At 67.5% G+C, this 20058-nt stretch carries 13 protein-coding genes; 7 read left to right on the top strand and 6 right to left on the bottom strand.

Going from position 1 to position 20058, the window contains the following annotated elements; all coding sequences use genetic code 11:
• Nucleotides 1-123 precede the first annotated feature (123 nt).
• From T31B1_RS05735 to T31B1_RS05710, 6 genes are all read left to right on the top strand, one after another.
• Nucleotides 124-2460 (top strand): hypothetical protein, encoded by a 2337-nt coding sequence (locus T31B1_RS05735; RefSeq protein WP_353248481.1) that lies wholly within the window; start codon nt 124-126, stop codon nt 2458-2460.
• Complete coding sequence (locus tag T31B1_RS05730; RefSeq protein WP_353248480.1) at nt 2457-4121, top strand: hypothetical protein; 1665 nt, start codon at nt 2457-2459, stop codon at nt 4119-4121. Before T31B1_RS05735 ends, T31B1_RS05730 begins: the two co-directional genes overlap by 4 nt.
• Before the next feature lie 34 nt (nt 4122-4155).
• On the top strand, nt 4156-5754 hold the full coding sequence (locus tag T31B1_RS05725; RefSeq protein ID WP_353248479.1) for a hypothetical protein: 1599 nt from the start codon (nt 4156-4158) through the stop codon (nt 5752-5754).
• Nucleotides 5755-5904: 150 nt separating this feature from the next.
• Nucleotides 5905-8268: a hypothetical protein gene (locus T31B1_RS05720; RefSeq protein WP_353248478.1), complete on the top strand. Its 2364-nt coding sequence runs from the start codon at nt 5905-5907 to the stop codon at nt 8266-8268.
• A complete protein-coding gene (locus tag T31B1_RS05715; RefSeq protein WP_353248477.1) occupies nt 8265-9572 on the top strand; it encodes a toxin-antitoxin system YwqK family antitoxin in 1308 nt (435 codons plus the stop codon). The genes T31B1_RS05720 and T31B1_RS05715 overlap by 4 nt, the downstream gene beginning before the upstream one ends.
• Nucleotides 9569-11344 (top strand): toxin-antitoxin system YwqK family antitoxin, encoded by a 1776-nt coding sequence (locus T31B1_RS05710; RefSeq protein WP_353248476.1) that lies wholly within the window; start codon nt 9569-9571, stop codon nt 11342-11344. The genes T31B1_RS05715 and T31B1_RS05710 overlap by 4 nt, the downstream gene beginning before the upstream one ends.
• Before the next feature lie 13 nt (nt 11345-11357).
• On the opposite strand, the gene T31B1_RS05705 is transcribed toward T31B1_RS05710, so the two are convergent.
• From T31B1_RS05705 to T31B1_RS05695, 3 genes are read right to left on the bottom strand one after another with little or no spacing between them, the layout of a single operon-like run.
• Nucleotides 11358-11885 carry a response regulator transcription factor gene (locus T31B1_RS05705; protein ID WP_353248475.1) on the bottom strand — a complete coding sequence of 176 codons (528 nt, stop codon included), beginning with the start codon at nt 11883-11885 and terminating at the stop codon, nt 11358-11360.
• Nucleotides 11882-13162, bottom strand: a complete 1281-nt coding sequence (locus tag T31B1_RS05700) for an ATP-binding protein (RefSeq protein WP_353248474.1) — start codon at nt 13160-13162, stop codon at nt 11882-11884. The genes T31B1_RS05705 and T31B1_RS05700 overlap by 4 nt, the downstream gene beginning before the upstream one ends.
• 35 nt (nt 13163-13197) lie before the next feature.
• Nucleotides 13198-15333, bottom strand: a complete 2136-nt coding sequence (locus T31B1_RS05695) for a TonB-dependent receptor (protein ID WP_353248473.1) — start codon at nt 15331-15333, stop codon at nt 13198-13200.
• A 145-nt stretch (nt 15334-15478) separates the two neighbouring features.
• Between T31B1_RS05695 and T31B1_RS05690 the strand changes: the two genes are divergently transcribed.
• On the top strand, nt 15479-16372 hold the full coding sequence (locus tag T31B1_RS05690) for a metallophosphoesterase (protein ID WP_353248472.1): 894 nt from the start codon (nt 15479-15481) through the stop codon (nt 16370-16372).
• On the opposite strand, the gene T31B1_RS05685 is transcribed toward T31B1_RS05690, so the two are convergent.
• The 3 genes from T31B1_RS05685 to T31B1_RS05675 all read right to left on the bottom strand — a co-directional run bounded on the left by T31B1_RS05685 (nt 16369) and on the right by T31B1_RS05675 (nt 20034).
• Entirely contained in the window at nt 16369-17598 is a 1230-nt protein-coding gene (locus tag T31B1_RS05685) for an MFS transporter (RefSeq protein ID WP_353248471.1), read from the bottom strand. The genes T31B1_RS05690 and T31B1_RS05685 overlap by 4 nt on opposite strands.
• A 26-nt stretch (nt 17599-17624) precedes the next feature.
• A complete protein-coding gene (locus T31B1_RS05680; protein WP_353248470.1) occupies nt 17625-18638 on the bottom strand; it encodes a bile acid:sodium symporter family protein in 1014 nt (337 codons plus the stop codon).
• Nucleotides 18639-18966: 328 nt separating this feature from the next.
• Complete coding sequence (locus T31B1_RS05675; RefSeq protein WP_353248469.1) at nt 18967-20034, bottom strand: NADH:flavin oxidoreductase/NADH oxidase; 1068 nt, start codon at nt 20032-20034, stop codon at nt 18967-18969.
• Nucleotides 20035-20058 lie beyond the last annotated feature (24 nt).

Raw genomic sequence — 20058 nt, 5'->3', positions numbered from 1 at the left:
ATTCACGGGGGCCTCCGACGCCCAGCCGGGCTCATCGTTCACCCCATGCGCATACGCCGTGCAGGCCGGACACGCCGTCATCGCGTCGCGGCCCTTTTGTCTTTCCACCCGCCCGGTCACATTATGAGTCGCCGACACGTAATCGTGGCCGCGCTCGTGCTGAGTGTGGCCGCGGGTGCGGCAGTGTTCTTCAATCTGCGCGAATCGACGCCGTCGCTCGTGTTCGTTCCATCGGCCGGCGACCAATACCGCTACCGGGTGGGCAATCGCGTGAACGTGAAGATCGATGGCCGTAGCCTCGATCACAAGGCAACCGCCTACGGCCTGGTCAGTTATCGCGTGGTTGATGCCGGCGAACCGTTGCATCTGCACGCCGATATCGACCTGCTCGACCTGCAGTTCGACTATCGGTCGGTGTTATCCAGCCTCGATCTCGATCCCGGCGCTCCCTACACCACGCAGGTGGCCGAAGCCCTCGACGCCGGCTTCGACCTGCGCCAGGCCAGGGACGGCCGAATGCAAATCACGGCGGTCAACAAGGCCGCCATGCAGGAGCTTACCAAGCAGTTCGACCGATTCGGTGGCGATCCATTTTCGCAGGCGGTGCTCGGCCCGGCCGTGCCACCCGGCATCCCCGCTCGCGAGGGGGCCCGCGTCAAGCTCGACGGTTTTCAGGGCTTCGACGGGCTGACCGTCACGGTCGACGCACTGGACGAGACGAGCGCCCGGCTCAGCGTGTCCGGCGAGTTCGACACACTGGCCGCCGACTCGCCGCTGATCCAGCGGATGGCGCCGCCCACCGATGCGATCGAAATCTCCGATGTCCGGGTCGCTGCTCGCATGAACGTCGACCGCGAACACGGCTGGATCGAGGACATGACGCTGGTCATCCACCTGCGTATGGCCGTTGGTGAGCGGGCCGCGACGATGCGCTCGATCACCTACGCCCACCGCGACGACCACCTGCTGGCCGGCAGCACACGCACACCGCTCGACGGTTTCAGCATGCTGCCCATCGAAGCTGTTCAGGGCAGCGATCTGATGCAGGCTCAGTACAGCGGCGTGTTCGCGCCACCGCCCATGCACGAACCGCCGCCCCGGATCGAACCGATCGACAGCACGCAGATCCTGATGAGTGCGCGTGGGCACGTGATGATGTATCTCAACGACGGCGATACGCCGTGGCTGCCGTATGGCAGCCTCGAGTTGCAGAATGCGACCGCACTCGATGCCAATGGCAAACCGGTCGATATACCGCTGGCCTACAATCGAATGAATTACGACGACGCGGACGGCGGCGGCTGGCTGTTCGACCTCGTTGCACTCGGCTGGGAGAGCCCGGAACTGAGCAACATCGCCGAGGTCCGCGCCGATATCGGCTATCGCCGGCGCGAAACGGGCGAACCGGTGACCCTGGTACTCGACGACCGTCGCCATGTCCTGGAACACGGCGACGCCCGGGCCGTGGCCGAGCCGATCGCGGGCGAAACCCACGCCTGGCGTGTGACCCTGACCAGCGGCGGCCAGCGCCAATACTGGCTCGACCCGACGACCCTGCCCGACGGCGTGCACGGCACCGGCTGGGTCCAGGATCCGGACACGTGGCTGACCCCGGCCGACCAGATCATGCTCGCGCGTACCGAACATCCCGGCGCCTGGCACAACACGCTGCGAATAGAGGCCGACCGCCCGTCGCTGGCGCTCACCCTGCTGGATGCCGGCAACGGCCGGATCACCCAGACCGAGACCGTGCGCTTCACCAACCCGCTGGCGGTGGCGCCCACCACGCGCCATATCGACCAGCCGCCATACAGCGAACGCGACCTGTCGTTGGCGCAACGCGCCCCCGAGCCGGACGGGCGCGGCGGGCTGCAGATGGATCTGCCGCTGGGTCTGGACGGCCAGTGCGGGCTGGCCGCCTGGGTCGCGCGCCCGGATCGGCCGGTCCGGCTCTGGCGCAAGCTGCCGCGGCCCGACGACGCCGGCCCGCCAACCGGCATGCAACGCTGGCAGTTGACCCTGGCCGACGGCGCCCATGCCGACGTCAGCGAACTGCCGCTGGACACAATACTCACCTGCCCGGGCACGCCGGTATGGCGCAGCATCGCGGTGACCGGGGACCGGCCCTGGCAGCTGGATCTACGCAGGCTGACCGGCCGCTGGCCGCAGTCCACCGGCTCGGCCGCCGACTATTTCGATCACGTGCAGTTTCTGGATGCCAACGACCAACCGCTGCGGCCCCGGCTGCGCGGCGCCGCCGCCGAGGACACGCCCGGCGACTGGGCCGAGGAGTCGCGCCAGCACAGCGTGGACGACTACGTGGGCGACAACGGCGTGATCCGTATCTGGGGCGACGTGGCCCGGGTGGTGATGCTCGATTACGAACCACCGGTGGTGAAGAAGACCTGGCCGAACGCCGCCAGACGCCGGGCTCGAGATCTCGAGGAGCCGCCATCGTGAAACGCGCGATCATTCTGGCCGGCGCGTCGTGCGCTGTCGTCGTGGCAGGCGTGATCGTCTGGCAGACCGGCATCATACAAAGCGCGCAGGGCGACCGCTTCTCGCCGTCCGCCGGCACGACGGTGGTATACCGGGTCGGCCATCGGGTCGTGATGCGCGAGGCCGCAAACGAGAACGGGCCGACCGACCGCTGGGCCCAGACCTATGGCCTGATGCGCTATCGCGCCGAGGATTTCGGCGACACCCGCCAGCTACATATCAGCCCGCTCACGCTCGTCGCCCGCAACCAGGACGGGGCCGTGTTCACCTCACAGCTGGCCGCGCTGTATCCGTCCGGCGAGCTGCGCCGCGTCCAGAAGCGCGGCTTCGATATGCCCTTCGACAGCGACGGCGCGCTCGCGCTCGAACGCCCGCGCAGCCCGGCGCTGGCCACACTGGCCGAACAGATCGATGCGCCCGACGGCAACCCGGTCCTCGACCAGCTCATCGTACCGGCCCTGCCGCCGGCACTGGCCGCTCATCTACCCGTGCGCGTCGGTGCGACGCATAGGCTCGAACGCTATGCCGGGCTGAGCCATATCCGGGCCACCGTCGAACGGGTCGATGACGACACGTTCACGGTCCGCCTGGAAACCACCGAGCGCTCCCGAGCCGTGGCCGACGGTGCCCCTGAAACGGCCGACAGGCCGCGCCTGCTCGCGCGCCTGCGTGTGAACCGCCACGACGGCTGGATCGAGTCCATGACGCGGGTGCGCCGCGATTACGCCACCCGCGACGGCCGGGCCGTGGCCATCGACCACGTCACCCGGGCGCTGCGCAAGCGCGACCTGCTCACCGGCGACATGAACGACACGTCCGACCCGTTCTGGGGCGTGACCGACGAAAGCCCCGACGACGTCGAAGTGCGACAAAGCCCGGCCAATACACGCCAGCCCGACCCGGCCATCGACGACCCGGCGTTCGACACGCGCGAAACCGCGTTACGCGTGGAACTGAGCGTGCTGCATCTGGGCGTGCGCTACGACGACGAGCACGCGCGCCTGCCGCTGAACACCGTGGCGCTGACCGATCTCACGCTCTACGACCGCGAGGACCGGCCGGTGGAATTGCCGATCGAACTGAGCAACATCCTGCCGTCCTGGGATTACCGCACCTTCGAGCCCGGGCGTCTGTTCATCTACTCACCGCTCGCCGGCGATCCCGCGATCTTCGAACCGGTCGCCCGCGCCGAGGCGACGCTGACCTATCGCACGCTGCAATCGCAGAGCGTCACGATCGCACTCGACGACACCCGCCACGAACTGACCCACGGCCCAGCGCGGGTCAGCGTCGAGCCCGATGCAGACACCGACAACGTGTGGTGGCTGCAGATCGAAAATCGCGATGGCTACGCCTATAAGCGCAGCTGGGCACAGGCCGCACCCGGCGTGCACGCCATGGCCGGCGTCGCGCCGCACGATAGCTGGCTGAGCGCCGCCGAAGCCCAGCTTCTGGCGAGGGTCGACAGCCCGGACGCCGAGATCGAAACCATACGCGTACAGGCCGATCACGCGCCCGCCGCCTACCCGCTGATGCGTACCACGCCGGGCTCGACGCGGACCTATACCGTTGAATTCAAACGCCACGACACGCCACCAGACGAGGGCGGCGACCGGCCCTGAACCGTTCAGATTTTATTTGAGTTGGGAGTTTCGCGTGAACACAGGAAAATCGGCGCTGATCTTGATCGCCCTATGGATACTGATCGCTGCCCACGGCCCGGTCGCGGCCGCCGCGTCCGCCCAGGTCGCCTTCGACCCGGCCCAGGACGCGCCACACGCGTATCGGGTGGCCATGCGAACACAGACCGAGGGCACCCGGTATGCCTCCAGCGGCCAGTGGCTCGCGCTCCAGGGCGTGATGCGCTATCGCGTCCGTGCCGGCGCCGACGAGCCGACGCTGACGATGCACGCCGAACCGCGGTTCCTGCAGGCCGATAATCAGGACGGGGTCGTGTTTTCCAGCGCCCGGCCCGGCGGGCCCGAACACGCCCTGCTGGCGCGCGCGATGGACAGCGGTTTCGAGCTCGACATCACGCGCGAAACCGGCGCGACAAGGCTCAAGACCGGCGACGAGCAGGCCTGGCAGGCGATCGCCGCCCAGACCGACATTCCGCTCGAGCAGCTCGGGCAGCTGATACTCGCCCCGGCCGTGACCCGAGCCATACCGGCAAAGCCCGGCGCGCAGGTCACGATCGACCATTGGCACGGCATGCCCGCCTTGCGCCTGACCGTCGAGCAGGTGGATCGCGACAGCGTCACCGCGACCATAGGCCGGGCCGAGAACAGAGCCCCGGATTCCCGTACCGCCGACATCCCGGTGACCGATGTCACCGGCCGCCTGCGTATCGACCGGCGCAGCGGCTGGATCACGGCCATGACGCTGATCAGCGATCGACAGGTCGGGCGCGCCGGGCGGACCCTGCGCCTGCACAGCGCCGTAACCCTGCGCGCCGTCGACGATCCGGCCATCGGCGGCCTGTACGACAGTCTCCGTCAATTCAAGACCAATGCCATGCTCGCCGCGCTGGCCGGCGCCGACATGTACCTGCCCGAAAGTGCCGCCGACGCCCCGGAGCGCCGGGAAATCGAGCCGCCACAAAACCCGCTTGCCGATTCCGAACCCGTGTTTCATATCGACGACGAACACGGCGCGCTGGTCCTCGACATCCGTCATCACAACGGCGAGAACATCGGCATCGACCAGATCACGCTGGATACGCTCACGCTGCGCGACGCCGACGGCAACACCCTGGATCTGGGCTTCGTGCTCGAATCGATCGGGCAGAACCGCGACGAAGACAACACCTCGCGCATACGTCTGCTCGCCCTGGGGCCACAGCCCGACCGGCTCGACGAGATCGCCGAAGTCCAGGCCAGCTTCACCTATCAGCCGGTCGGCGCGCCCACCTACGTGAGCCTGCCGTTGCGCGATACCGCCACCGAACTCGAACACGGGCCGGCCCATGCCCGGGCCGTGCCCGTCGACGACGGCTGGCTCGTCACCTTGATCGGCTCATACAGCACCTACTACACCTACGACCACACGACCGTGTTCAAGGGCCGCTCGGCCATCACCAGCGACCGCGCCGACGGCGGCGCCGCACCCACGGATCAGGTGCTGCTCGACAGCGTCGACGACCCCAATGTCTGGATCCAGCAGTACGAGCTCGAGGGCGATATCGAGGCGTTCGCGCTCAGCCTGTATGCGGCCGAAGCGAACGCGAGCACGCATGAGCTGACGTTCACCCGCTAGGCCCGAAGGCGATGGCGATGGCGATGGCGATAGCGATCGTGGCCGGGCGTTGCCAAGAAGCCGGCGCACCGGCGCGGCGTATCGTGCGGCGCGCCGCATCGGGCGACCGCGCCCTGTCTTGTTTTTCTTTTTCCCCATGGGGAGTTGCACGTGTCGACTAAAAAACTGGTTCTGGCCCTTGTCGCCCTGTTGGCGCTCATCGCGGCCGGCATGGCCGCGATGTTGTTGTGGGCGCCGTCGGGTGTGACCTTCGACCCGGCCAAGGGCGAGACGCGCGATTACCGGGTCGGCGTGATTGCACAGATCCGCGAGGGTGACGACCCGCCCACCGCCTTCAACAGCCAGTCGCTGGTGATGCAGAGCGTGATGCGATATCGCGTCGACGGCGCGGGCCCGACGCTCAAGCTGCATGTCCAGCCGCGCTTCATCGATGTCGCCGACGGTGACGGGCATACGCTGTTTTCCAGCGCCAGGCCGGACAAGCACCGCCGCATGCCGATCGCCGATCTGATGAGCGACGGCTTCGAACTGATCATGGATCGCAAAAACGGCGACACACGCCTGGACGCGGTCAACCAGCGCGCCTGGGACGAGTTCAGCGAACGCGCCGGCACAACGCAGACCGATCAGTTCACGCAACAACTGGCTGCCCCGTCACTCACCGAGAAACTGCCGGCCCGCGAGGGCGCACAGATCACGGTCGATGCGTTTCAGGGCATGCCCGCGCTTACCCTGACCGTCGATACGGTCACCGACGACAGCGTGACCGTCACACTCGAGCGCGCCGACGATGCCGACAGCGCCTATACCCCGATCGGCGGCTCCGACGACAACGCCCGTATGCGCGTCACCGCGGTGCACGGGCGCATGCGCGTGGATCGCGACGGCGGCTGGATCGATGCGATGACCCTGATCAGCGATCAGGACGTCCAGACCGACGACCGAAGCGGCCATATGCATACGATCATGACCATGCACGCCGTCGACGATCCCGCGCTCGGTTCCTTGGCGAACGGTCTGGATCAACTACGCGCCACGGGACAGATGGGCCAACGATCGGACGAGGTCGAGCTGCCCCTGGCGCACCGACCGAGTGAAGCCGACCGCGGGCGCGGGTTCAACCCGGCCGAGACGCCGTATGCCGACGCCGACCCGAGTTTCTCGATCGACGAGGCCGACAACGCGCTGGTGCTCACGCTCGCGCACGATATCGGCATCGACAAAAACCTGGGCATGTCGACGCTCAAAGGCCTCACCCTGCGCGACGCCGACGGCAAGACGCTGGATATCCCGCTGGTGCTGGAGTCCATCGGGCCCGACTATGCACAGGGCAGCATGAACACCACCGTGCGCCTGCTGCCGTTGGGCTGGCAGGATGCCGGGCTGGATCGCATCACCGAGGTCGAGGCCCAATTCGACTACGCCGTACCCGCCGAACCCGAGCATGTCGAAATTCCACTGGCCGATACGCCCACCGAACTGCACGCCGGCGCCGCACAGGCACGCGCGGTGCCCACCGACGACGGCTGGCGGCTGATCCTGTCGGGCACCGAGCAGACGTTCTATATCTTTGACAGCAGTGCGGTCTTTGCGCGCGACCTGTCGGCACGGATCAGCCAAAAAGCCCACGAGGGTTTGACGCCTTCGGATCGCACCCTGCTGGCGCGCGTCGACGCCCCCGATGCCTGGGTGCAGCAGATTCTCGTCGAAGGCACGGGCAATGCTTTCGGGCTGAAGTTATACAAGAACATGCCCGGGCCGAGCACGCACGACGTGACGTTCACCAGCCGGCAGCAGCGTTATTCCAACCGCGAACTGCCGCCGCCGGAGACGCGCGAACTGTATATCGACGAGGTTCCCGACGATGCGTCGCTGAGCCTGAACGACGTTGCCCCCGAAGGCGTGGAGGAGAATCAGCTGGCCATGCGTTTGCCCATCGGCGTGGGCTCGGCCTGTGAGCTGAGCGCCGACGCCCCGACCGAATCCGGCCATGCCCTGGTCTGGCGGCCCGACGACGAGCGGGCGGCCGGTTTCGGCATCGGCAGCCGTCGCACGGGCGAACATCCGGATACCGCGCCGTGGCAGCTGATGACCGACGATGGTGTGCGCATCTATTTCTACGGCATCGATGTCATTACCACGCTGCGCTGCCCCGGCCGGCCCGCCTGGCAGGTACGCGAGGTGAATGCCGACAGCGACAAACCGTGGCTGGTCGATGTCGATACCGTGTTCGATGGCGAAATCGACCCGGATCAGAAAGCCAAGCGCTTTTTCGACAGCCATCGTTTTCTCGACGCCCGCGGCAAGCTCGTACGGCCCATGCTCAAGGACATGACACCGGACATCCAGCTCGACGATTGGCGCGTCGAAGGTGCGAACCACGCCGTGGCCGATTATCTGGACGATGCCGGGCGTATCCGCTTCTGGGGCCGGATCGCGCGGGTGAAGTCGGTGACGTTCTCGGGCGAGCCAATCGAGAAACGCTGGCATACCCATCTCGAGGGCCTGCAATGAATCGCTCGATTTATCGCTACGCGTTGCAGACCGCGCTCGTTGCCGGGCTGATACTACAGGCCGCCGGCGCGTTCGCGGCCCAGACCTACTGGCTCGACGACGACTTCGAAGCCGTGGCCAAGGCCAACGCCACGCACAAGGCCATCGTGGCCGACGAGCGCGACGGGCCCGGCTGGCCGGTCGAGATCCGTCGTATCCGCGACGACCAGCTGCATTTTCGCGGTTATAGCTCCACCCCCGACCTGCGCGATGCCGATCAGACATGGGTGGGCGCCTACCAGCTCTACCGATTCGCCGGCGAGCACAAACTCGAGGAAGTGGGTACCCGCAACTTGGCCGGCGAACTCAACGGCCTGGCCGTCGGATTCAGCCGGGACGGCGATCTCGCCTACGAAACCCCCTATGTCGACGGCGTGATGCAGGGCATGGGCCGGCGCTATGTCCGCGGCGAGCTGCGTCATCTCACCCCGCTGGTCGACGGCAAGTCGGAAGGCATTCAGACCACCTATCGCGACGGGCGTATTCGCAAGCTCATGGAACTGCACGACGGCAAGATCGACGGTGTGGTCGAAGAATACGGCTACGGCCGCTCGCCGCAGGTGCTCACCCGGCGTGCCCACTATCGCGCCGGCAAGCTCAACGGCTGGGAACGTATATGGTCGCTCGACGGTGCGCTGCTCAAGGAAACCCAGTACGTCGACGACAAGAAGAACGGCGTCGAGCGGCGGTGGGAAGACCAGGCGGCGGGCCATCTTGACGCGGTATACCACTATCGCGACGGCAAGCTATACGGCCTGCTGCAGGAGTACAGCGGCGGGCGTCTGGACGAAGAACGCGTGCTGGGGGATGACAAGCGCCGACTGCGCCGAACCCAGTTCTGGCCGATCAAGGGCAGCCCGCGCAAGGTCGAGGAGCGGATCGAAACCGACGATCAAGGCCGCGAGCAGCGCGTTACCGAGAACTTTTCCAACACCGGCCATCTCGTGGCCCGCCGGATCATCTTCGCCGACACGCCGCACCGGATCGTCACGCGCTATGCCGTCGACGGCGGGATCATATATCGCGAGGAAGTCGTGGACGGCAAGAAGACCGGCCTGCAGATCGATGAGACCTACGAGGGCGGCTACGAATGGCGTCGCTACGACGACGAAGGCCGGCTGCACGGCGAACAGGCCGACCATCGACGCGACGGCACGATTCATCGCTGGCAGATGACCCACGGCAAGCCGGCCGACGCCGCCGCCCGGGCATTGCAAGACGATCAGGCCGTACGCGCGCGCCAGGACCGGACGCGCCCGGCATGATCGCCGCCGCGCCAAATGCGAACCGGCCGAGCCACGCCCGGCGGCTGACCGCCCTCGCCCGGACGCTGCTAATCGCCGCCGCCGTGCTGGGCTACGCGCTCACGGCCCGGGCCGCGACCGTGTTCTGGTTCGACGACGGGTTGTATCCGGTCGACAGCCAGGCGCGCGCCAGCTATCGGCTGAGCGTGGCCGATGAACGCGACGGCATCGGCTGGCCGGCCGAGCTGCGCCGGATCGAAGACGATGCCCTGCGTATGCGCGGCTACGTGGAACAACCCGAAGCCGGCGACACCGACGTCACCTGGGTCGGCGCCTATCAGCTCTATCGCATGACCGGCGAACACCGCCTGGCCGAAGTCGGCACCACCGATGCCCAGGCCCGCCAGCAGGGTCTGGTCACGACCTTCGACGACCAGGGCCGGCTCGAAAGCGAAACCCCGTATCGCGACGGCAAGCGCGACGGCCAGGCCCGCCGGTATGTCGACGGCGAGCTCAATAGCATCACCCATTATAAAAACGATCAGCGCAACGGCGTGCACGTCGAGTACGTGCAGGGCCAGGTCTGGCGTATCGAGGACTATCGCGACGATCAGCTCGACGGCCTGACCGAGCAGTACACCACGGGCATGCAGCCGGGCCTGACCAGCCGCGGCCATTATCGCCACGGGGAACCGCAGGGCTGGTTTCGCCAATACGAAGCCGGCGCCACGATCAGCGAAACCCATTATATCGACGGCAAGAAAGACGGCCCTGAGCGCTACTGGCACGACCAGGCCGCCGGCCAGCTAAGCGAAATCGCCCATTACCGTCACGGCGAACGCGTGGGCCAACAGATCGTCAAGCGCTACGACGTAAACAGCCGGGTGACCGTGAAGACCGTGTTCGATAGCGCCAACAACCTCCTGGCCAAGACCGAATACGACGACGGCCGGCCGAAGATCCGCGTACGTCATCTGCGCGACGCCGAGCCGCCGCGCGAGGTGCGCGAATACTTCGATGATCACGGCTATGTCTACGCGCACATCACGGGCTTCCCCGGCCAGGCGCGGGAAATCGAAGTCCGTTTCGACGGCGAGGGCAAGCTGGTCTATCGCCGCGAGCTGCGCCACCATCATCGCGTGGGCCGCTTCTTCGAGGCCGACGAAAACCACCGCACCACGACGATCCAGTACGACGATCAGGGACAGCGCCACGGCGGCGAATACGAAACGCTCGACGGCAAGCCCCTGCGCGCGACCACCTGGGTACACGGCACACGCCAGGGCCCGTTCATCGAGATCGCCTACAACGGCCAGCAGAGCATCGGCACCTATGCCAACGGGCGGCGCGAGGGCGTATTCACCGTGAGCCGCGACGGCCAACTCATTGAGCGCAGCCACTACGACCACGGCACCCAAGACGGCGACTACGCCCGCTACGACGAAAACGGCGACCTGCTCGAACAGGGCCGCTATGCCGACGGCGCCAAGCAAGGCGCCTGGATCGAAACCACGGCGCGCCGCAGGACCTGGCACGGCCGCTACGACCACGGCAAGCGGGTCGGCCACTGGCAGGCGATCAACCCGTGGGGCTATCCGGTCGAGGCAGGCGACTACGACGACACGGGCCGGCGTACTGGATTATGGGCGGTCTACGATGACGACGGCCGGCTGCGCGAGTGTCCGCTCTACCGCGAAGACGAGCGCGTCGCGCGGCCCGAACGCCGGGCCAGCTCGGACGCCGGCATGGTGGAATACTGCAACAGCCGGTCTCGAGAGGCGGCGGGCGACTGAGCCGGAAGCCGGCCTACTCGCGTACCGGCTTCTTGGCCAGCTTGCGCTGGAGCGTGCGCCGATGCATGCCCAGCGCGCGCGCCGTCGCCGAGATATTGTACTCGTGCGCGGCCAGCACCTGCTGAATATGCTCCCACTCCAGTCGCCGCAGCGATGTCTGACCGGGCGGTTCGGGGGCCGGGGTATCGGCCGGCTCGTCCAGCGCGGCCAGGATCTGGCGTGCAGTAGCGGGTTTGGGCAGATAGTTGCACGCCCCGAGCTTGATCGCATGAATCGCCGTCGCGATGCTGGCAAAGCCGGTGAGCATGAGGATGCGCAGTTCCGCGTCGGCGGCCAGCAGCGGCTCGATCAGGGCCAGGCCACTGCGTTCGCCCAGACGCAGATCCACCACGGCGGCATCGAAACGGGCGTTTTCCACCGCCGCCAAGGCCGCCTCCGGCGTGGACGCCGTCGTCGGGTCGTGGCCCAGCCGGGTCAGCGAGCGCGCGAGCGTGGCGGCGAAGGCCGTATCGTCTTCGACGAGCAGCACCTTCAGGCTCATGACGACAGCACGCGCAGGTCGTTGGCCAGCGCGGCCATCGGCAGACGTACCTCGGTGCGCATGCCGCCGCCCGGGCGCGAGTGCCAGCTCAGCCGTCCGCCCAGCCGCACGATGCTCGCCCGTGCCAGGGTCACCCCCAGGCCGAGCCCGCCGGGCTTGGTGCTGGTGAGTCCGACACCGTCGATGAACCCCGGATCGCCGTCACGACCGTTGTCGTCAATCGACAGCCGTAAGGTAGCCGGGCCGTCGTCCTCGCCCGGTTCGCAGCCCCAGTCGATGGCCACCCGCGCGCAATCGGCGGCCAGCGAGGCGTCGGCGGCGTTATCCAGCAGGTTCTGAAACGCCTGGGCCAGCGCCGGATCGTTGCGCAGCGGCGCGGCCGGCAGCCGGTCCAGGCCGGTGACCGCGCTGTCGATCTCCGGCCGGCGCGCACGCCAGCGCTCGATCACGCCGGTCGCGAAACCGGCCACGCTCGCCTGCGCGTCTGGGTCCGGCCGGTGGGCGTCGACGAGCTGGCGCAGCTGGGCGGCACAGACCTGGGCCTGGGCATTGATGGTGTCGACCTCGGCCCGGGCGTCGTCGGGCAGGTCCGGATGCGCTTCCAGCGATTCGGCCGCCAGCGCGATCGTGCCCAGCGGCGTGTTCAAGGCGTGGGCGGCGCCGGCGGCCAGCGTGGCGACGGACACGATGGCATCGTCCCGGAGCAGGCGTTCCCGCTGGGCGGCCAGTTCACGCTCGCGGACACGCAGCGCGGCGGTGACCGCCAGCAGGAATACGCACAGCAGGATCGCGGCCAGCACGAAATTCAGCCACATGCCGATGACATGAGTCTCGAAACCGCCCATGGCGCTGCTGCCGTGGCCGCTGCGCAGGTAGCGCAGCAGCAGCAATGTATAGGCCGCGATCGCGGCAGTGGTGAGACCGGCGGCCGGGCGCGGCGGCAGCGTGACCCCGGCAATGGCCACCGGCACCAGAAACAGCGACACGAACGGGTTGGTCGCCCCGCCACTGGCCCAAAGCACGATGAACAGGGCCAGCGTGTCGAACCCCAGATGCCGAGCGATTCGCCCGGCCGTGGCGGTTCCGCGATCGGCCGAGACCCGGGCGTTGAACACCAGCAATGCCGCAGGTACGGCCCAGACCCATGGCGCCAGCGCCTGGCCGACGAGGGCCGCTACCGCCAGTGCCGCGGCATAGGCCAGGGCTACGACCAGCCGCAGCCGGGCAAGCAGCCCCAGGACCTGGGTCGCATTCAGGGTGAAGGCATGATTCAGCACAACATCGCTACCTCGAGGCCACAGCTGCCGGATAACTAGAACCGGGCGGCCAGACTCGCATACGCATTACGACCGGCCCCCGGCAAACGCGCACCGACCGGGATATCGCCGCCACCGGCCCGATTGTAGCCCGCCAGGAAGTCGCGATAGCCCTTGTCGAACAGATTGTCGATGCCAAAAGTCAGGGTAAGCGCCTGGCTGAGCCGGTAGGCGGCCGATACGTCGGTCAGCGCATAGCCGGCGGTTTCGGGCTCGGCGAGCCGGGCATCGGCATGGGTCTCGGATACCCGGTGCTGGGCGAAGACATAGCGTTGGGTCAGCGCCAGCCTCCAGTCGGTCGGCGACCAGATGAGTCTGGCCCGCAGATTGGCCGGCGCGATACGATACAGGTCGTCGCCGGTGTCGACCCGCCGGCCGCGCGTGTATCCACCGCCGCCTTCGAGCTGCCAGGTCGGGGCGAGCGCGTAGCCGGCCGACAGGTCCGCGCCGTAGAGCTCGGCCTCGACGTTGGCATAGCGCAGCGGCGTCGGATCGCCGTTGACTGCGCTCACCCGTTCGACATCGCTGTCAACGATGCCCGGCGTGTCGTCCACGGCCACGCCGGTGATGTAGTCATTGACACGGCGATAGAACAACTGCGGCGAAAACGTCAGCCGCTGGCCTTCGAAATCCGTGCCCAGATTGATCTCGTAGGCCACCTCGGGCGCCAGTCCGATATCGCCGACATGATTGTTGCCATCAGCCAGCCCGGCGGTCGCCTCGAGCGGGATATAAGCATAGCGCTCGATATAGTACGGCGAGCGGGTCTTGCGCCCGAGCCCGAGATAACCGGTCCAGCGCTGGCCGAAGCCGCGCGCCAGCCGGGCGACCACATCGACGTTGTCGTCGGTCGTGTGCCGGTCCGCGCTGGCGAATCCGGCCGCCAGATTCTGCGCCGGCCGCGGCAGACCGGCGGCCACGCCGCCTGGCCCGGCGTCCATGACCACGTGCGTATAGCGCGCGCCCAGCTCGCCGGTCCAGCGGCCGGTCAGCGGGCCGGCCCACTGGGTATAGCCGCTGTAGTAGTCGCGCCGGATGGCATCGAACGCATCGACGAAGAACATCGGATTGTCCGGGTTGCCGACGGTCGCATCATGCTGGGCCAGATGCGTATCGAAGCCGCCGGACAGCGTGCCCCCGAACAGGCGATGATCGATATCGACCTCGGCGCCGTAACCCTGGCTGCGCGCATCGATGAATCGGCGATCGGCCGCCGTGCCGTTGAGCGGACTGAAGTCGGGCGGCCGACGCAGCTCGAAGTTGGTCATGCGGTGATCGACATGGTCGAACGACACCCGGGTCTCGATCGTGGTCCGGCCCAGGGTCGCACGATGGCCGAGCTGGGCCAGCGTGGTATCGAAGAACTCGATATCCAGCGGCAGAGACGGCGTGCCGGTGCGGCCGGTATCCTGATGACGAACGAAACCGGTGGTCTCACCGAGGCCGCTGCGATGACCGAAATCCAGGCCGTACTGGTCACGCGCCACGCTCGATGCGCGAATCCGGCCGAACGGTGTGCGGGTATCGCCGGCGCGGTCGGTCGCGCCGGACAGGCCAACCTTGGTCCGGCGGCTGGCCGCCTGTACCCGCCCCCCTACACTGTGGCCGTTATCGACACTGCGGATGGTCGACGAGAGCCGGCCGCCGAAACTCAGTCGATCGTCGGCAGCGTAATCGCCGCGATCGGTCTCGGCTTCAACGACGGTGCCGATCGCATCGACGCTGTCGGCGACCGATGGAATGCCGCGCGTCACCCGAACCCGCTCGACCAGCGCCGCCGGGGCATAGTGCAGCGGCGGGTCCATCCAGTTGGGCCCCCCGCTGTCGATGCCCATGCCGTCGATACGTACGTTGTTGCGATAGCCTGACAGGCCTCGATACTGAGCCTGGCCGCTGACCCGCCCGTTATCGAGCAGTGCGGCCCCCGGCACGTCCTGCAGGGCAGCCGCGGTATCCGCCGCCTGCACGGGTGGATTGGCGGTAATCGAGCGTCCCTCCGGCCGGTCGGAGACCACTGCGATCGGGGCCAGGCCCGTCTGGCCCGCCCTCGTTCCAGGCGCGGCCGTCTGTGCCGAGGCAGGCCCAACGATCGCCAGCCCGCCGAGCCCGATCAACCATCCGATACCTCGCATACCGCCCCCTGCAAATCAAAACCGCCACCTTAGCCACGCCACGGACCAGCGACCATGCGACGGATCGCCGCAGCATCCGGCGGCCGAACAGACACGGCCCGGTGCAGGGTTTGACCGCAGCCATGCATGCCCGTAAAAGACAGGCATGAAATTCGGCGTCATCGGCGATATTCACGGCTGCTGGGACGCGGCCGATACCGCGTTCTTCAACACGGCCGGCTACGACATGCTGCTGTTCGTGGGTGACTTCGCCCGTGTAACCGCCGCCACGCCGGTGGCCCGGCGCCTGTCGGGCCTGACCACGCCGGCCTGGGCGATTGCCGGCAACCACGATGGCGTGACGCTGACCCAGCTGCTGGCCGAGATCAAGCGGCGCCGGCTGGTGCAGCGAATCGGCGCCCTGGGCATGGCACGCCGGGTGCGACGCATGGAGCGGGCCATGGCGCCGGTGCGCCTGGGCGGTTACACCCTCGCCCGGCTCGGTGACGATCTGGGGCTGATCGTGGCTCGGCCACATGCGATGGGCCCGGACCGGTTCTATTATCGTCACTATCTGAAACGCCACTACGGCGTGCACGATTTCCAGAGTAGCGCCGAGCGTCTCAAACGCCTGGTCGACGATAGCCCGCGGGATCTGATTCTGCTGGCTCATAACGGCCCGGCCGGTCTGGGTACAACGCCGGCGGATATATTCGGCTGCGACTTCAACCCCGACCACGGCGATTTCGGCGATCCGGACCTGCGCGACGCGATCACCCATGCGAGGGCGACCGGCCGCCGGGTGCGTGCCGTACTGGCCGGGCACATGCACCATCGCAGCAAGCATACGGGTCAGTGGCGCCGAACCGCGGTCGACGACGGCCAGACGCTTTTTCTCAACTGTGCGCGGGTTCCCCGTATCGAGCAGGCCGGCACCCGTCGCCACCACCTGATGCTCAACATCACCGGTCACGGCATAGAAGCCGAAACACGATTCGTGGACGCCACAGGCCGGATCGTCGAGCAGATGCCGATCGAGGCCGATGCCGTGGCTGGTTAACCAGGGCGCTTGGGTTCGCCCGCCGCCAGCCAGCGCAGCGGAAACGCCATACTCAGGACGGCCACGCCCATCACCGCATAGGTCCAGCCGAAGCCCAGCCAGCGCCCGAGTTCCAGACCGGCGGCTGGGCCCAGGGCACCGCCAAAATCGCTGGACCACTGGTAGATCGACAACGCCCGTCCATGCAGCGGACGCGGCGCGATATCGCCCAGCAGGGTGATCATGGGAATGGTCAATCCGCCGGCACCCGCCCCGATGACGAGCAATCCGAGCGCGGCCATGCCCGGGTGCCTCGCCTGACCCAGGGCAACGAATCCGGCGGCCAGCAACCCCATGGCCGGCAGCAGTAGACCAGTACGCCGGGCGCTGCGATCCAGATAGCGGCCACTGGCCAGCGCGCTGGTCGCGCGTGCGGCCATCAACACGGCCATCAGCAGGCCGCTGCTGCCTTCGGCGCCCAGCCCGAACACATACAGGCCGCGTGCGTCGACCAGCAATGCCACGGTAGCCAGCAGCACGCCCGATACGGTAAAGAACAGCAGCGCGTTGGCAGCGAAGATGATTCGCAGCGTGGGCATGGCCAGCAGCTCGCGCCATGCCTGGACGCGTGGGCTGCCGCGGCCTCGCGTGGTCGGCGGCGCCTGCTCGATGCGCGCCCGATCGGGCAGCAGGAACAGCGCCCCCACCGCGCCGACGAGACTCAGGCCGGTGGCCGTCAGAAAGGCGGCGTTGACCGAAATGCGATCGGCCACCAGTCCACCGATGACCAGGCCCGCCGGCAGGCCCAGGCTGACCGCGGTACGCACACGCGCGGTCATGCCGCCACGACGGGCCGCCGGGGCGACCGCCATGATCGCGGCCAGCGCGCCGACCAGCAGCAACGACGAGCCGATACCCCATACGATCCGCCCGGCCAGAAACCATGCCTCGGGGTGAGAGGCAGAAAGCGCCATCGAGAACATCAGCGTGCCTGCGGCTTCGATCACCAAACCGGCCGTGACGGGCCAGCGTGCCCCGAAACGGTCCAGCAGGCTGCCGGTAATTGGGTTGAAGCCGAGCCGGGTGATGCGATTGGCCGACAGGATCAGCCCGATCATGAAACCCGAGATACCCAGATCCCGTCCGATCACGGGCAGAATCGGAAACACCGCGCCGCCACCGACGCCGCCGACGAACGCGATCGCCGCAATCCCCCAGCTGCGCCGGGCGATCGTTTGTTCGTGCACGGAACCGGCGATGGCCCGGTCCGCGCTCAGGAGCGCCCGGCCACCGGCGCGGTCTTGCCGGCGCGCGCCGCGTCCGCGGCATCGGCGGCGAGTCCGTAGCGGCGCGCAACGTAGGCACAGACCAGCAGCTGAATCTGATGGAACAGCATCAGCGGCAACACGACGCTGCCGAGCGTGCCGCTGGCAAACAGCACCTTGGCGATGGGAATACCACTGGCCAGGCTCTTCTTCGAGCCGCAGAACAGCAAAACGATTTCGTCTTCACGGGCGAAAAAACGTCGCCCGATGGCGAAGGTCACGAGCATCACGATCGCGAGCAGAACGGTCACCACCACCGCGAGCACGATCAGCGCGCTCAGCGGCAGCTGCTGCCACAACCCTTCATGGACGGACGCACTGAACGCACCGTAGACCACCAGCACGATCGAACCCTGGTCGACGAACTTCACCAGCTTCGGGTGTGCAGCCACCCACCCACCGACCCAGCGGCGTGCGACCTGGCCGAGCACGAACGGCAGCAGGATCTCGAGAAAGATGGACGTCACCGCGTCCAGCGACACGCCGGCGCTGCCTTGGGTCGAGATCAACAGGCCGGCCAGCAGCGGCGTGATGAACACGCCCAGCAGATTCGACAGGCTCGCACTGCAGACCGCAGCGGGCACGTTGCCCCGGGCCACCGATGTGAAGGCGATGGACGACTGCACGGTGGAAGGCAGCACGCACAGGAACAACAGACCGGCGAACAGTTCCGGCGTCAGCCAGCCCAGCAGCAGAGGCCGCGAGGCCAGCCCGATCAGCGGAAACAGCGCGAAGGTCGCGATCAGCACGCATAGATGCAGCCGCCAGTTGGTCGCCCCGGCATAGACCGCCTCGCGCGACAGCTTGGCCCCGTGCAGAAAGAACAGCAGTGCGATGGCCGCTGTCGTGACGTGGCCGTAGATCGTCGCGGCCATGCCGGAAATCGGCAGGAAGCTGGCCAGAACGATCGCCCCCACCAGGGCGATGATGAAATTATCGGGGATGAATGCCGGTCGCTTCATAATACAATTCTAACCGCTGGCGCGCCGTCTGCCGCAACGCAGCACGAAACCGAACCGGGATTCTAGGGACTGTTGATGATTCGCGCGAGTGCCCGACCATGGCGGCGCGACGCACTCCCGAGGACCGGCACGCCAGGGCCGGGCTCGACCGCGCCGGGGCCGACCAAATCCCGACACGCCGGACGGCGGGTCAACCCGCTGCCGGGTTGGCCGACCCGCCCGATCCATCCAGAGCACGAGCCGAGGCCGCAGGCGGCCAGACGGTCGAACAGGAGGCCGAACCGAACCCGGCCGCCCGACGACCGATCGCCGGTGCGGTCCGGGCCGGTCAGCGCGCGGCGCGTTCGTACTGGACGGGCCAGTCGCCCTGTTCCCCGTGCAGTTCGGAGGCTGCTCGCAGCGGGAAATACGGATCCCGCAGCATTTCGCGCGCCAGCAGCACGCAGTCGGCCTGGCCGGAATGCAGGATATGCTCGGCCTGAACCGGATCGGTGATCAGGCCGACTGCCCCGGTGGCGATACCCACCTCGCGCCGGATACGCGCGGCGAACCCGGTCTGGTAGCCCGGCCCGACCGGAATCTTGGCCGTCGGCGTGTTGCCGCCACCCGAGCAGTCGATCAGATCGACGCCTTCAGCCTTGAGCCAGTGGGCCAACTGCACGGTCTGCTCGATATCCCAACCGCCGTCTTCCCAATCGCTGGCCGATACCCGGTAGAACAGCGGCTTGTGCTTGGGCCAGACGCGGCGTACCGCACGCACGACCTCCAGCGGGAAGCGCACACGGTTTTCCAGGCTGCCGCCGTACTCGTCTTCGCGCCGGTTGGACAACGGCGAGACGAACTCGTGCAGCAGGTAGCCGTGGGCGCCGTGGACCTCAATCATGTCCATGCCGGCTTCGTCGGCCCGGCGGGCCGCGTCCACGAACGCGTCCACGATCTCGGCCATCTCGTCGGTGCTCAATGCCTTCGGCGTCGGCGCGTTGTCGGAAAACGCGATCGCGCTCGGGGCCACCGTCTGCCAGGCCCCCTGCTCGGCGGTCAGCGCCGCGCCGCCGCGCCACGGCGCATCGCAGGACGCCTTGCGTCCGGCATGGGCCAGCTGTACGCCCACGGCAGCGCCCTGGGCCTTGATGAAATCGGCATTGCGCTTGAACTCCGCGATGTGCTCGTCAGACCAGATACCCAGATCGCCAGGCGTGATACGGCCCTCGGGGGTGACGGCCGTGGCCTCCATCATCACGAGCCCTGCACCGCCGACCGCCCGGCTGCCCAGATGCACGAAATGCCAGTCGTTGGGAAAACCGTTCTCGGCCGAGTACTGGCACATGGGCGATACGAAGATACGGTTGCGAAACGTCACGTCGCCGATCGTCCAGGGCTGGAATAGATCGCTCACTCGAAGCTCCTTGAGGCGTCCGGC

The organism is Salinisphaera sp. T31B1, from assembly GCF_040361275.1.
Taxonomy (GTDB): Bacteria; Pseudomonadota; Gammaproteobacteria; order Nevskiales; family Salinisphaeraceae; genus Salinisphaera.
This window is presented reverse-complemented; position numbering and strand designations above follow the sequence as displayed.